Origin of the sequence: Variovorax nitratireducens (assembly GCF_051216545.1) — a bacterium.
GTDB lineage: Bacteria > Pseudomonadota > Gammaproteobacteria > Burkholderiales > Burkholderiaceae_C > Variovorax.
Genome location: NZ_JBPJZO010000002.1, coordinates 748,079 through 761,939, shown reverse-complemented (window position 1 = coordinate 761,939; position 13,861 = coordinate 748,079). Strand labels below are relative to the sequence as shown.

10 protein-coding genes are annotated in these 13,861 nt (G+C 62.4%); 5 read left to right on the top strand and 5 right to left on the bottom strand.

Annotation, left to right across the window (positions count from 1 at the left end; all coding sequences use genetic code 11):
* Window positions 1-17: 17 nt before the first annotated feature.
* The gene (locus tag ACSFA8_RS08880) at window positions 18-578 is read left to right on the top strand and encodes a dihydrofolate reductase family protein (protein ID WP_435479118.1); all 561 of its coding nucleotides are present in this window, start codon (window positions 18-20) and stop codon (window positions 576-578) included.
* Between the two features lie 279 nt (window positions 579-857).
* Here the strand turns inward: ACSFA8_RS08880 and ACSFA8_RS08875 are convergent, their stop codons facing one another.
* Together ACSFA8_RS08875 and ACSFA8_RS08870 are read right to left on the bottom strand one after the other, a co-directional pair.
* A complete protein-coding gene (locus ACSFA8_RS08875; RefSeq protein WP_435479117.1) occupies window positions 858-2,702 on the bottom strand; it encodes a TonB family protein in 1,845 nt (614 codons plus the stop codon).
* Window positions 2,692-4,410 (bottom strand): Hsp70 family protein, encoded by a 1,719-nt coding sequence (locus ACSFA8_RS08870; protein ID WP_435479116.1) that lies wholly within the window; start codon window positions 4,408-4,410, stop codon window positions 2,692-2,694. Before ACSFA8_RS08870 ends, ACSFA8_RS08875 begins: the two co-directional genes overlap by 11 nt.
* A 156-nt stretch (window positions 4,411-4,566) precedes the next feature.
* Between ACSFA8_RS08870 and ACSFA8_RS08865 the strand changes: the two genes are divergently transcribed.
* The 4 genes from ACSFA8_RS08865 to ACSFA8_RS08850 all read left to right on the top strand — a co-directional run bounded on the left by ACSFA8_RS08865 (window position 4,567) and on the right by ACSFA8_RS08850 (window position 9,586).
* Window positions 4,567-5,226 (top strand): site-2 protease family protein, encoded by a 660-nt coding sequence (locus ACSFA8_RS08865; RefSeq protein ID WP_435479115.1) that lies wholly within the window; start codon window positions 4,567-4,569, stop codon window positions 5,224-5,226.
* Between the two features lie 369 nt (window positions 5,227-5,595).
* Window positions 5,596-6,387 (top strand): hypothetical protein, encoded by a 792-nt coding sequence (locus tag ACSFA8_RS08860; RefSeq protein ID WP_435479114.1) that lies wholly within the window; start codon window positions 5,596-5,598, stop codon window positions 6,385-6,387.
* A gap of 665 nt (window positions 6,388-7,052) precedes the next feature.
* Window positions 7,053-9,182 (top strand): diguanylate cyclase domain-containing protein, encoded by a 2,130-nt coding sequence (locus tag ACSFA8_RS08855; protein WP_435479113.1) that lies wholly within the window; start codon window positions 7,053-7,055, stop codon window positions 9,180-9,182.
* Between the two features lie 11 nt (window positions 9,183-9,193).
* Window positions 9,194-9,586: a YkvA family protein gene (locus tag ACSFA8_RS08850; protein ID WP_435479112.1), complete on the top strand. Its 393-nt coding sequence runs from the start codon at window positions 9,194-9,196 to the stop codon at window positions 9,584-9,586.
* A gap of 25 nt (window positions 9,587-9,611) precedes the next feature.
* Here ACSFA8_RS08850 and ACSFA8_RS08845 read toward each other — a convergent pair whose 3' ends face one another.
* The 3 genes from ACSFA8_RS08845 to ACSFA8_RS08835 all read right to left on the bottom strand — a co-directional run bounded on the left by ACSFA8_RS08845 (window position 9,612) and on the right by ACSFA8_RS08835 (window position 13,759).
* The gene (locus ACSFA8_RS08845) at window positions 9,612-9,902 is read right to left on the bottom strand and encodes a hypothetical protein (RefSeq protein ID WP_435479111.1); all 291 of its coding nucleotides are present in this window, start codon (window positions 9,900-9,902) and stop codon (window positions 9,612-9,614) included.
* Between the two features lie 142 nt (window positions 9,903-10,044).
* Window positions 10,045-12,174 (bottom strand): DNA/RNA non-specific endonuclease, encoded by a 2,130-nt coding sequence (locus tag ACSFA8_RS08840; protein WP_435479110.1) that lies wholly within the window; start codon window positions 12,172-12,174, stop codon window positions 10,045-10,047.
* Window positions 12,175-12,352: 178 nt separating this feature from the next.
* Window positions 12,353-13,759: an esterase-like activity of phytase family protein gene (locus ACSFA8_RS08835; RefSeq protein WP_435479109.1), complete on the bottom strand. Its 1,407-nt coding sequence runs from the start codon at window positions 13,757-13,759 to the stop codon at window positions 12,353-12,355.
* Window positions 13,760-13,861: the final 102 nt, after the last annotated feature.

The window sequence follows — 13,861 nt, the reverse complement described above, 5'->3', positions numbered from 1 at the left end:
ACTCGGAGGAGACTCGCATGGGACTTCTAACCTTCAGCCTCAACGTCACCCTGGACGGCTGCGTCGACCACCAGGAGGGAATCGCCGACGACGAGACGCACGCCTTCTTCACCCGCCTCATGGACGAGGGTGGGGCGATGCTGTGGGGCCGCGCCACCTACGAGATGATGGAGAGCTACTGGCCGGCGGTCGCCCGCGGCGATGTGGAGGCACCGCCGACGGTTCGCGAATGGGCGGTCAAGCTGGAGATCAAGCCGAAGTACGTCGTGTCGTCGAAGCGAACGGACTTCCCGTGGATCAACAGCCACCACATCGCCGGCGACTTGCGCTCGGGCGTGCAAAAGCTCAAGGACGCGACCCCGGCCGGCGTCCTCCTCGGTAGCGGCAAGCTCGCGACCGAACTGGACCGGCTCGACCTGATCGACGAGTACAAGTTCCTCGTTCACCCCAGGATCGCCGGCCACGGCCCGACCCTGTACCAGAGCGGGCTACCCAAGACGCGACGGCTTGAGCTGGTCTCGGCGAAGCCGCTCAGCAACGGCGCGGTCGCAATGCATTACCGGCGCGCGCGCGGCTAACAACCGGTTGAGCGGACGGTCCGCTGCGCGGCCCGCCGCTGAACAGGAGCGTTGAACGACTGCTTCCGGGGAGCGCCCAGCGCCCGCTATGGGCCCCTCGCGACGGCAGCGCGACCGGCTACAGTCGGCCAAATGCCGGCCGCTCGGCCGCGCCGCAGAATTCGCCGGATACCGGACGGTCGCGGCGCGCGGCTCCACTGCAGATTGGGAATTGTCGACTCAATGACTGAACGGCGAGAAAAATCGATCAATCTCCGGCTTCAGCAGCGTCGCTAGAACTCACGCCTTTGGACGGAAAGCGATGACCATCTCCGGAGGTACCTTGCCGTTCTGATCGGCTGGCAATCTGGGCACGCGTTGAATGGCGCGAAGCACGGCAGCATCCCATGCCTTGTTTCCACTCGATTTCGTGAGCTTGTGATCCTGAATTCGACCATCCTGCATGAGCTTGAGCGTCACTTCTGCGGCGGGATTGCCGCTCACCGGATCCCCGAAGATGATGTAGGGAAGCACGGTGTCTCGAACCGCCTCGCCGTAGCTTCGCGGCGCGCGCGCAGTGATGCCCTGGCCGTCCGTCAGTTTGAAGTTGATGGGGATCTTGTAGGTGCTGGCGATGGGCTTGCCCGCGGCATCCCTTGCCGCCAAAAACGTTGCGTTCAGTACCGCAGTCGTTGCTGCCTCGTCCAAAACTGCGTGTCCCGAACTTGTCTGCACCTGGGCGCGGCGAACCTTGCCATCCGGATCGACGATTGCCATCACAACGACTTGGCCTTCTTGTCCCATGCGCTTGGCAATGTTTGGGTAAGTCGCTCTTGGCGGGACAAGGTATGCCGCAGCGACGGCTGGGCGCGCCGTTGCGGGCAAACCGCTATTCAGAGGAAGCGGCTTGGGATCGGCGCGCGGAATGGGCGTGGGCGAGCCAGGAGATGACGCACCCTTGAGCAGCTCGTCCACGCTGGAGTCGGCGGAGCCGAATCGTTGGGTTGGCTGCGATAGCGGTCTTGCGCTTCCCACCGGGCTATAGCTCGCCGGTGTCTGCGCGGGCGGTAGCGAGGTTGACGAACCGAAAAGGCGTCCCAGCCCGCTCAGGACGAGCAGTGCAACGAACACCCATCCGAATCGCGGCCCGCTCTTCTCCGCGCGCGGTTGCGCGGCTTTTCTGCGAGGCGGACGAGACATCCAGCCGCGCCACTTCGGAATTTGCGCTGCCCATTCACGCCATCGCTCGATGTTGTGAGTGTCGGTGATGAGATGCAGCCAATGGGGATAGAGCTGCGAGATGTGGTCTAGCAAGGGCATCTGCCCGAGCAGGAAAGACGTGCCGGGGCGCTTGTTCTCACGCAGTCTGCGGATGAGATCGCGCTGCGCTGCGCGAGCGTTGTCGGGCAGGCTGTCGAAGAACTCGAGTTCGGCAATCGCCGCGGCCACAATGCCGCCGGCGCGATTGAATGCAGTGAGCCGACCACGATCTTCTCGCCAGCCGAAGCAGTCGATGGCCGGTCCGAACAAGTTCTCCTTCCCGGGACCCCACCCATCGGCGAGCGTGCCAGCTACGCCCCATTCGAAGAGGAATCGTGCGTCCATGTCGACCAGTCGATCGCCTTCGAGGGTCGCGTCCAGCCACGCACGCGCAGCAACCCGATCCTTGGGCCATCCCGTTGAGAGCTTGTCACGCAGCTCTTGCAGAACACCACGCGCGGCTTGTTCCGAATCATTCGCGGCCGACGCTCGAGTCGCTCGCGCCTCAGTCTCCACTGGTCTTGAGGCTGACCCGCTAGCCGGCGAACCGGGCTGGGCCGAGTCTGAAACGGAAGGCGGCTTGTTCTCCGTGGCTCCGGAAGTCGACGAGGTCGCCGCGGTGCCGGAGTCCGCGGTATCCGGGGAAGGAGGTTCGACGTTTGTCGCCCCTTCTGCCTGCTGACGTTGTTGGGCTAGCCAGAGCAGTGCGACCTCATAGGCTTGGCGCAGCGATTGGAAGCCGTCCGAATCCGTTTCCTGATCGGTCTGCTTGAGGAGACGAGCGTAAGCCCGGCGTATCGCGCGTTCGTCTGCAGCCTGGTCCAGCCCCAGCCTGGCAAAAAACGGGGGAAGGGAGTCTTCCACGAGCTGGCTTTCAGCCTTCATCCTCGTTGAGCACCGCCGCGCTGCGCTCAAGCTGGTTCAGTTGCTCCTCCAGGCGCGCTCGCGCCTGACCAACGACGCGAGCGTTCTGGGTCGCAAGGCTCGCCTCGAACTGCAAGATCTGCTCGCTCAGCCACTCGCGCGCAGTGCCGCGCAACTGGGCGTAGATGCGCTCCGCCCGCGCAAGGACAGTGCGATTCTCCAGTGTGTCTCGCGGGTGGATCTTCAACTCGCTCATGGCAGCGAGGCGTTCGGTGATCTCGTTCTCCGTGAGCAAGCCCGGATTGCCCTCGATCACCACGTTGAAGGTCTTGCGCGTCTTCAACACAGTGGCCTCGACTTGCAGCAGGCCGTTGACGTCATAGGTGAATCGGACGTCCACTGCAGATTCTTCCGGGCTTGCGCCCGGCAACTCCACACGCAAGTCTCCGAGGTGGATGTTGTCGCTGACCATGCGAGACTCACCTTGGAAGATTCGGAGGTCGATGAAGACTTGGCTGGCCGAAGTGGGAATGTAGTTCTTCATCCGACTGACCGGCACCGTTGTATTGCGCTCGATGATCGGATCGAAATGCCCGTGGGTAGAACTGCCGTCGGGCATCCGTTTGCTGATCGCGACGCCGAGCGAGTAGGGGGAGACGTCCGTCATGACGACTTCCTTCAGTGCGGCGTCCTTAGCCTTCAGACCCGCCTGGACCGCGGCGCCCAAGGCCACGACTTCGTCGGGATTAAAGTCGATCGCGGGAAAGCGACCGAACATCGTGGTCACAAGGCGCCGGACCAAGGGCATGCGGGTAGCGCCACCTGCAAGCACGATGTTGTCGAGCATGGCGCTTCGGAGGTTGGCGTCTCGCAGAGCTCTTTCCACGGGTGCGCGCAGCCGCTTGAGCAGCGTCGCGGAGGCATGCTCGAGCATCGGCTCGTCGATCGCCAGCGTGAGCGTCTTGTCCTCCCGTTCCACAGATAACGTGGTTTTGGGCTGTTCGCTCAGGTCGCGCTTGGCTCGTTCCGCTGCGCTCACCAGTCTTTGCATGAAGCGACCGTCCCTTCGTACGAAAGAGGGCAATTCCTTTCGTTCGATGAATAGGTCCACCAGAGCCTGCAGAAAGTCCTCGCCGCCAAGGAAGTTGTCACCTGCGGACGCGCGCACCTCCATTACGCCCTCAAACATTTCCAGGATGGATACGTCGAACGTACCGCCTCCTAGGTCGAAGACCATGAAGCGTGTTTCGGCATCTTGCTGGTGCAAGCCGTACGCCAACGCCGCCGCGGTGGGTTCGTTTAGCATGCGCTCGACCCGCAGGCCGGCGAGCCGGCCGGCCGCGCGAGTCGCCTTGCGCTGGGCATCCGAAAAATACGCTGGCACGGTGATAACCGCCTCCTCGACGGGCTGGCCGAGAAAGGCCTCCGCATCCGCCTTTAAGGCCCGCAAGACCAGCGAGGAAAGTTCTTCCGGACGGAAATCGCGATCACCTAAGGTCAACGTCTTGTCGCTGCCCATGTACCGCTTGAAGTTCGCAGCGGTGCGTTCCGGATGTGTTTGGAGGCGCTCCCGAGCAGCGCGTCCCACCAACACGGTGCCATCTTCATCCAGGCTGACGCACGAAGGGGTCAGCATGTCACCCATGGCATTGGGCATGAGGGTTGCTTTTCCGTCTCTCCATACTGCGACCAGGCTGTTGGTCGTTCCCAAATCGATCCCGACGATCATCAATGTCTTCTCCACTTCCCTCGAAGTCGCTTATCTTATGTAGTATTTTGTTGCGGTACCGGGTGCGCGTTCGACATCGGACGGAGGCTGATGTCGAACGCGCCACATCGGTGACTTTCTTCACGCCATCAGCATCGCCAAATCCCCGGAGCCAGCTTGTCGTCGCTCATCACATTCATCGCTGTTCTCGCAGTTCTTGCCGCAGTTCATATCGCTGTCATGGCGGCAGTTGCCGATGCGTTCGGAGTGACCGTGCGAGAGGTCGTGCTGGGCTGGGGGCCGGTGATCTGGTCATCCGGCAAATGGACGCTCAAGGCGCTGCCGTTCGGCGGTTCAGTTCAACTTCGCGACACGCGCTTGGAGGCCGCCGGCTTGAGCGACGCGGACAACCCATCTGATGCCCTCAATCTGAAGCCACGGTGTGTGCAGGCCATCATTCCGTTGTCAGGGCCGCTTGCGCTCTTGATTCTGGCGGTATGTGTCCGCGGCGGCGACGCGTTGGGAAGCACGAGTGCCGGGTTTCGGCAGTTCCTCGAGGGAGCCGTCGACCACGACGTCGCGCATCAGCTACTGCGCAGGTTGGGAGAACTGATTCAGTACGGGTTCTGGCCTCTGCTTGGCGTCGCGGCTGCGAAGATCGCGGCTTTCAATTTGCTTCCATTGCCCACGCTGAACGGCGGCCAAGCAATTATTTCGTTGGTGCTTGGTCCTCTTCGCACCACGCCTCAATGGCTCGACAAACTTCAGATCTCGGCTGCGTGGGCGTATGTCCTGTTTGGCTTGCTCTGGCTGGCCGCAATCGTCTCGTACCTGTGATCTGGTGGGCGGGAGCGTGAGCGTCTGGGTTAAGTTCTAGCCACGCCGTTGCCGACCCTGCGCGACATTCACGTGACCGGGGAACCAAGGCAGCGTATGGAAAACGGGTGTTTTAAAACGGTCGCGCGCAGAGCCTTTTGACGAGCGTGCGCGGAACTGAGAGCTTTCGTGAGCACGGTGGTGCTCAGTCGCAGACCGGCTCTTGTCGGCCAGCAGCAGACGTTCGAAGTGGCGCACAGATGGTGCGATCAAGGCTCTTAGAGACTTCAAATTGAGTTCGCGCAGGCTTCACACGGGGCCAATAGACTCCTTGACGCGGCCAAGGAACCAGCCCCCTCAAGTCGCCACGAACACACTCTCAAAACTCAAATGAAGCCGAAACGCAGCGCTTTTTACGCAATCTTGACGGCTGCCACATTTCACTGTTCTTCCACATGGGCGGCCGGCCATTCAGCGCCATTGGATTGTCCGCAATGCGGTACATGGACGCTCACCTACTCTCAGCCTCCGGGCGGCATTGGTGAACTGCTGGTGATGCAACCCGAGCGGGTATCGATTCCCATGTGCGGCGAATTCCGGTCTACGGTGGTTGGGTCTTCAATGAAGGATGAGGTCGGTAGAGGTCGCACCTACCACGTATCGCTCCTACTCAGTGGCAGCGGAAATGGTCCATGTGCGGGCAAGAGCAGCGATGAGAATCCGCTTCGCGCCGAGGTCGACATCGCGGTGGCTTGGCGAGCAGACGGCGGCTCGGGTTCATTTGAGCTAATCGACGGCATTACGGGAGAAACCGTCTACGTGGCTTCCGGGTGGAACTATGGGCGTGATAACCCATGCAACACTGGAAGTGGTAAAGGCTCGGCTGCGTGCATAACCGTCGCAAATGCGGAACTGCAGCGTCAGCTTTTCCGGTCAGCCCTTGCGGCAAGCGCAGACTATCGCGTCGGCCGGGTAGTGCGTGCTGCTGAGCGCGCCTGCAAGAGTCAGGGGCAAAGCGCTGGAGGTTCCTGGCCCGCGTACTGGCAGGAAGCCTGTCAATGGGAAGTGGTCGAGAAGAAGCTTCAGGCATTCAGCATCTTCCATGAGTGCCGTAAGAGGAAAGGTCAGGCGTGCCGTCTGCCCGACGAGAAGGTCGGTCGACCAGCCGAGAACCTTCAATAGTGCCTGCAGGCCATGCACAGTCTCGGGGTTTAATCGATCAGCCCTATCGCCTCAGGTGTCAAGGCTCATGGTGTCCATCTTCGATGTCGGCATGCGAGCGAGGAAAGTTCGGCAAATGCTGAATCTACTTGTTCGGTGAGCGTCTGGTTTGGAGCAGCTGAGCGTCTCTTGTGGGCCCTAAGCTGCTACTCAGGGCAAAACAATGCGGACTTTCGCCATAACCGGTTTGTCAGCAGGACGGTGAACCCCGCCATGCTGCATCAAAGACCCTGGGCAGTCATCGGGCGCGTTCCGCGGTGGGGCAGAACAAATCCGTTCTTGCCGGCATCAATGCGCAGCACCGTAGGCTTTCCGTCAAGAGCCTGAACGCGCGCATTTGATGCAGATCAAGGCAGTCTTAGACGCGCTCTCTATGCTGGCGCATTGACTTGCGCCCCATCAATCACTTCCGCCGCATCCACTGCCGGCCTCCAGCGCATCCATTTCCGCCACACGCCCACCCCGATCAGCAGGATACTAGCTTGGCCTGCATCCACGGGGCATCAGTGCAAAGGCTGCAATGACACCAGATCTGCGAATACTTGCCGACGCCGCGGATGGACTGCATGAATAGGCCGCCCCCGGCCGGCCTGCTCGCGGGCAGCCACGCACCTTCACTGACCGTCGTGGCCGCGCTCGATGCTCCAGGGTTGCTTGCCTTACGGCTACTTTGCGTCGGCATCGCCTACTACCTCACGGCGCGCCTGGGGCTGCTCATACCCTACGTCGGCACACATATTTCGCTCATGTGGCTGCCCACCGGTATTGCCGTAGCCGCCTACATGCGATGGGGCGGACTGATGTCGGCAAGCATCTTTGCCGCCGCCTTCGCCGCCAATGTCGCGATCGGCGGCCCGCTGTGGATGGGGTTGGGTATCGCAATCGGGAATGCGCTGGGTCCGTGGCTTTCCGCTCTGGTGCTGCGGCGCCTGGGTTTCGATTGCGCGTTGACGCGCCGCGTTGACCTGGGTCTGTACCTGGTCGCGGTCTTGGCCGGCATGGTGGTTACCGCGAGCAATGGCACGACCTGGCTGCGCCTGGCCGGCCTATTGCCGATGTCGCAATGGGGACCGGCCTGGACGTCCTGGTGGGTCGGTGATGCGGTGGGTGCGCTGCTTGGCGGCGTGCCCCTGCTGGCCATAACGCGCGCGACCGCGCGAGAGACCTTCGGCGGCCGGCGCGGCGCCTTCAACGTCGCGTTGTTGACCGTAGTGCTGGTGTGCAGCCTCCTGACCTTCTCGACCTGGATCGCGCCGGCACTGCTGTTCCCGCTGCTGTCGCTCCCGCTATTCGTCACGGCTGTGCTCGCGCTCCGCGCGGGGGTGCTGGCGGCATCGCTGTCTGTGTTGCTCCTGTCGGCTGCGGCGGCCTGGGGTACCGCGCAAGGCGTCGGTCCGTTCGCGGGCCACGACGGACACACGGGGCTACTTGCCCTGTGGAGCTACATCACCGCACAGGCCTGCACCAGCGTGCTGATCTGCGGTCTGACCGCAGAGCTACTATCGAGCCGACGCCAGCAGGCCGCGTTGTTCCAACACGCGAACGAGGGCATCCTGCTGGTGGGCCCCGACGGCCGCATCGGTGCGCTCAATCCGGCAGCCGGTGCCATGCTCAAGGTGAAGCCATCCGAGGTCCTCGGTCGCCATCTGGTTGAACTGCCGCAGGGCAACGGCGCAGCGCTGGTGCAAGTGATCGCCGACGCTGCCCTGCCCGGGGCGACGCAGCAGGACCTGCGCCTGACTCGCAACGACGGCGCCCAACTGCATGTCGAGGCACAGACTGCGCGCCATTGCGACGCACGCGGCCATTGGCAGACGCAGGTCATGCTGCGCGATGTCACCGAGCGCAAGGCCGCGGAGGCCGGCCTTGCCGCGAACGAGCAACGCCTTCGCCTGATCGCGAACAACATGCCCGCGCTCATTACGTACATCGATCACGCGCACCGCCTGGTGTTCGCCAACGAGACCTATGCGGACTGGTTCGGCATTCGGCCCGAAAGCATGATCGGCAAGCACTTCAGCGAATGCTTCGGCGAAGCCTCCTACATGGCGCGTAAGCCCTTCTTGGACGAGGCGCTGCGCACCGGACAGCGCCTCAGCCATGAGCGCGAGTCGGAGCGGGGCGGGCGCCAGCGCCACCTGCGAAGCACCTATGTGCCAGACTTGGCGAGTGACGGATCGGTGGTCGGCCTGTACGAGCTGACCATGGACATCTCCGAGTCAAAGGCAGTCGAGACTCAACTGTTGCAGCTCGCCCGCGTCGATCATCTGACCGGCCTGCCCAATCGCCTGCAGTTCGAGGACAAACTGCGGGAGGCGCTGGCGCGCTCCGAGCGCACGAAGCTGGCGCTGGCGCTGCTGTACATCGACATCGACCACTTCAAGACGATCAACGACACCCAGGGCCATGCCACCGGCGACACGGTTCTCAAAGAGTTCGCGGATCGACTGAAGGGCGCGGTGCGAATCAGCGACACGGTCGCGCGCCTGGGCGGCGACGAGTTCGTCATGGTGCTCGAACAGTTGCACAACAACGACGAGGCCGAGCTGATTGCAAGCAAGATCGTTGCGGCCATGCAGGCACCGATTGTCTTGGCGAGCGGCACCGTGACCGCCACGGCCAGCATCGGTGTGGGCCTGTTGCGCGACGACGACGAAGCCTCGTCCCCGGGCGAGCTCATGGCCGCCGCCGATGCAGCGTTGTACGACGCCAAGTACGCAGGTCGAAACACGTTTCGCGTCCGTGCCTGCACATAGCTCTTGCGCTTGTGAGCATCAGCAACCACTTGAAGACCTGGGCAAAACGGATCAAACGCGACGGCGTGACTTTGTGGTTTGCCAGAAAGAATCTCGGAACGCCTTGGTACGCCAAGGCGCTCGTTCTGTTCGTGGTGGCCTATGCGTTGAGTCCCATCGACCTGATTCCAGACTTTATCCCGGTGCTCGGCTACGTCGACGATATGCTGCTGCTTCCCGGCCTTATCTGGCTAGCCATCAAACTATTGCCGCCTGAAGTCCTGGCGGAATGTCGCGGCCAGGCCGACGAATGGATGCAGACGAATGGGTCCAAGCCCAGCAGCCGGGCCGGCGCGGTCTTCGTCGTGGTTCTGTGGCTCGCCATCGGCGCCGCGATCTGGTTCTGGGTTGAGTCGCGTCGATAAGGCCGCATCGGATTTAAGCCGGCGCTCAGAAGACTGGCCCACCCCAGCCGATGCCGAGTCCGCCGGCTCGCCGTGCCGCATCAGCATCATTCAGGCTCTTCGCCGCGCGGCGCGCCGAATAGTCGGCGAACAGGGCATCGATGGTTTGCGTTCGCTGCTCGGAGGCACTGGCGCGGCTGTCGGCCTGCAAGTTGCCCTTCACGAGCAACTGACCATCGGCTTGCTGAAGCTGGGCGTCCCCGCCAGGCGCCGAAAAGCCAGGGATGGCAATGCCCGCCCGGCGAAGGATGGTCTCTTTCTGATCGGTGGTCAGCATGACTGCCTCCTTATGCAAATGCCGTACCCGCGGCATGAACTGGTTATGCACCAGCGACGGGCCACCGCTGTCAGTAACGGCGCATTTGTGTTGTCGGCCAGACCTGGCCATCAGGCTCCTGCATTGCCTTGAGGCTCGGCTCCTACAACGCGATGTCGGCGAGTGAGTGAATGAGCGTCCCCTGCAATGCCTCTGCTCCAGCGCCGGGCTGTTGGCTCTGCGTGACTGTGTCGGCGTCGCGAACTGCCTGTCCAAAGTCCAGACCCGTCCGCTTCTCTATGGTCTTGATGGCCACCCGCCAATGATTGACGTTGACGAAGGATGGGGAGCGGGGCAGTCCCAAGTTGACGCGAGCCTCGTCGAGAAGGGCACTCTGGTCGACGACCAGACCCACCGCCTTCAACCTCTCCTTGCCGCGCCAAACAACGACTTTGAAGAAGGACGAGGGTATTTGCACATCGTCGGCCGTCCGGTCGATGGAGTCGTCGAAGATCGGCCCCTGAAAGACGCACATCCGGCGTTTGGAGTCCTGGGCGAGGATCCCGGTCTCGAGAACGTATCGCTCAACGCCTTGCCAGAACTTGGTTGTCTGGTTGAAGCGAAAGTGTTGAGGCGAACAGTTCGTGAAGTGGAACGTGTCGGCGTTGGCGCGAACAGCTTCCTCATCGGATCCCCAGGTCGGGTCTGTGCGTCGAGTGAGATGTCCGCGGTCAAAGTAGCTCGACCAAGCTGAGTAGAAGTCTTGATTCAGAAAGAAGCTCTCACTGATTCGAGGATCGCGGAACCAGGTTTCTCCTTCCGCTCTGCTCACTTCGCCGGTCTTCCTGTCCACCGCGAGGTAGGTCTCCCCATCGATGTTCGTGGCGGTGAAGATCGCCATCTGCTTGAAGCGATTCATCTTTACGCTGAAGTGCTCGTACTTCAGTTCGCCCTCGGCGGCGTCGGCTTCGCCAGCGCGGAGCGGGGCGAGCGAGTTCGCCGTCTCCCCCTTGAGGTCGGGCAACGGAATCGCGGTACCCGGAATGAAGGTGGGGTCGTATCCCGATCGGTTCGCGTAGTCGGTATCAACTCGAACTGCTTCGGCACGCCGCCCGAGTGAAGGCGCTGCGGGATTCGCTGCCGGCGGAGTGACGCCCATTCCGACCTGTCCGCCGGTCGTGCCGTCCAGACTCACGCTGATGCGTAGAGGAATGACGATCTCGACGGCAGTGCCGGTTTTCAGTCCATTCATGACAGCCCCCTTTTCAGTGGTGGGTTGAACGAGCGACTCGGGCCGTGGCTCAAGCGGCTTCGGCTTTGGTTTGGGCTGGCCAAGCTTCGGTGCAGCCGAGGAAGCGGAAGCCTGAACGCCGAGTTCAAGCGCTTGATCGAGCAGGGGCTGCCATGCCGCGGGTATATCGACGCGACGCTTGGCGAGGTCGTTCACAAGGGCACTGATCCGGATACCCTCGTTGACCGTCAGCGGAATCGGCTTGCCCTGATCATCTACTCGCTCGAGAAACGGCTCGCCGTAGTGATGCAGGGCGACGACTTCCCAGTCGTCGTTGAAAACCGGCGATCCGGACGAACCGACCTCCGTGTCGGTCTCGTACAGAAGTGTTCTCGGCGTGCGGGCAACCAGGGTGTTCTTCCGGATCGTGATGAGCTTTCGTTGCCCCTCCGGGTGCTGGATGATGTTCGTGCTCATTCCAACAACATGCTTGTCCGGTGCATTCGACAGCGGGCAGAAGCCGAAGTCCGAGATGTCACCCTCTCCCGACAGCCGTGGGCCCAATGCGACCAGCGCGTAGTCGAGATCGGGTTCGTCCGAAAACAGCGCGAAGCTCGCGGCATCCAAGGTGAACGACGTCGTGGGTCTCGGCCGACCGAGCTCATCGAGCTCTCGGTCGAAGGTGATTGTTGCGCCCATGGCGGCCTGGGCGTTCAGGATCACATGCTGGTTGGTGAGAAACAGCCGCGGGCTCACCAAGAACCCGGTTCCGATCGTGCTGCGCGCGCCGAACGTCACTTCAACATAGGCCACGGCGCGCCGAATGGTCGCTCCCTCAGAAAGAAAGCTTGCAGGTTGGTAGTCGAGCGTATCGCCTTGTTGCGCTTCAGCGCCGCTGCGGCCGCGGTTCTGAAAACGCTTCGCCGCGAATTCACGAAATCGGTTGGAATCGCGTTCGGCCTGCTGCCAAAGCCCCGAAGCCACGAGACGGCGGACATGCGCTCGTTCGACCTTGGTCGACTCGACGAGCTTTCGGAATGCATCCGGTTGTATCGCCTCCATCTCTCTTCCCTCTCGCTGTGATTCACTGCGGTCGAAGACAGATTTGCCCGCAGTTCGAAGCATGGTGCGGGGGCCGGCGAAAGCCATCCCCACAACTGAGGATGGATGTCGATTGAGTCATGCGCGTGACAGCTTGTTCAGCTGATCGCTTCTTCCGATCAGGGAAGCGATCGTTCGCTCATTCGTCGTCCCAGTCGTAGCTTCCTGCGCGAAGGTCGCGATCGCGCAGGACGCCGCGGCCCTGGCCCTGATCATGGTCGTTTTGGCCATGGTGACCGTGGTTTCCGTCGTCGTTCTTCAGCGAGAACGGCAGACGGATCTTCAGGAACTCGGTGTTGTCGGACGCCAGCTCGCGTCCGCCGCCATACGGAAAGTTGTTGTCGTTGACGACAAGTATCGTGCGGGGGTCAAGCACCAGCACGTCCTCGATCGTCGTGTACGGGAACGTGAAGACCGTCTGGCCGTCGGCGTTCAGGTCGAACGGATCGGCGAGGTTCATCAGATCGACGAGCTCGGTCTTGCGCACCGTGCCGCCGTCAGGCACACCCTCCAGGTCGATCAGGAACACCTTCTTGAATGGGGTCGAATTCGGCGAGGTGGCCGTGCTGCCGTTGCGCTCGAGCACGATGAAGCGGCCATCGTCGACCGCGACCATGTCGCCGATGTTGGTGCCGTTCACCTCGAGCGGATAGACGTAGCTGCGACCGGTGTAGCGTTCATTCGCGAGATCGAATTCGTTGATGCGGCGCGACTTGTTGGAGTCGCCAGCCACCAGGCCTTCGAGCAGCGTGTAGAGCTTGGTCTCGCTCTTGTTGATCGCCATGCCTTCGAAGCCGCCCGAGCTCGGCAGGTTTGCCGTCACCTTGCCTGCGATCACGTCCTTGTGCTGGGGCGCGTAGACGCCCGGCAGCGAGATCTCGCTGCGCAGCACGGTGCCGTTCGCGTCGGTCTTGATCAGGTAAGGGCCGAACTCGTCGCCGAACCAGTAGTTGCCCTGGCGGTCGCGGCGGAACGACTCGACATCGAAGTCGGCGCCGGTGAGGAGGCGGCCGGCACGGATAGCGCGGTCGACCGGCGCATTGACTGGATTGTTGTAGTAGTTCGCGTAGTCGGCCTGGATCGGGATCGTCAGCTTGCGCTCCGCATCGTTCAACTGCAGTCGCGTGCGCGCGTCGAACCGTGGGCGGATCTTGCCGCTGTCCAGGTCGGCCGGCTCGATCGTGCCGCGGCCGCCCTTGGGCGTGCGCCAGAGGATGTGCAGCGCATAGCTGCGCAGCAGCGCGTCGGCCGAGTTCCCCTGCGAGCCGAAGCCGTTGTCGACCAGGAACTGGAACACGTCCTTGCGCGGCCCCTCCAGCACGCCCGAAAAGCCCTGCACGGGCTGCTTGTCGACGTACGGCGGCACGTTCGTGCCGTAGGGGTTGGGCGCGGTGAACTGTCCGGATGTCGGGCCGTCGGCGAAGGTGGCGGCCGGCATCTGGGCCCAGCCGATCAGCAACTGCGCATGAGCGGCACCGGCGGTCAGCAGCAAGGACGCGGTGAGCGGCGTGAGGGCGTGCCGCACGAAGGACAGAATCGAATGCATGTCATTGCTCGGTCGAGTGATGGAATGCGCGCAATGCTGGCCATGTGTCGTGTCAAGCCGTTGACATGCTTGTGACCCTTGGAGGGCCAGGAGAAGGAACTT

Excerpts from the sequence above, each read along its gene's own strand:
- ACSFA8_RS08880 (WP_435479118.1), top strand. The coding sequence starts at position 18 with ATGGGACTTCTAACCTTCAGCCTCAACGTCACCCTGGACGGCTGCGTC.
- ACSFA8_RS08870 (WP_435479116.1), bottom strand. The coding sequence starts at position 4,410 with ATGATCGTCGGGATCGATTTGGGAACGACCAACAGCCTGGTCGCAGTA.
- ACSFA8_RS08840 (WP_435479110.1), bottom strand. The coding sequence starts at position 12,174 with ATGGAGGCGATACAACCGGATGCATTCCGAAAGCTCGTCGAGTCGACC.
- ACSFA8_RS08835 (WP_435479109.1), bottom strand. The coding sequence starts at position 13,759 with ATGCATTCGATTCTGTCCTTCGTGCGGCACGCCCTCACGCCGCTCACC.
- ACSFA8_RS08875 (WP_435479117.1), bottom strand. The coding sequence starts at position 2,702 with ATGAAGGCTGAAAGCCAGCTCGTGGAAGACTCCCTTCCCCCGTTTTTT.
- ACSFA8_RS08845 (WP_435479111.1), bottom strand. The coding sequence starts at position 9,902 with ATGCTGACCACCGATCAGAAAGAGACCATCCTTCGCCGGGCGGGCATT.
- ACSFA8_RS08860 (WP_435479114.1), top strand. The coding sequence starts at position 5,596 with ATGAAGCCGAAACGCAGCGCTTTTTACGCAATCTTGACGGCTGCCACA.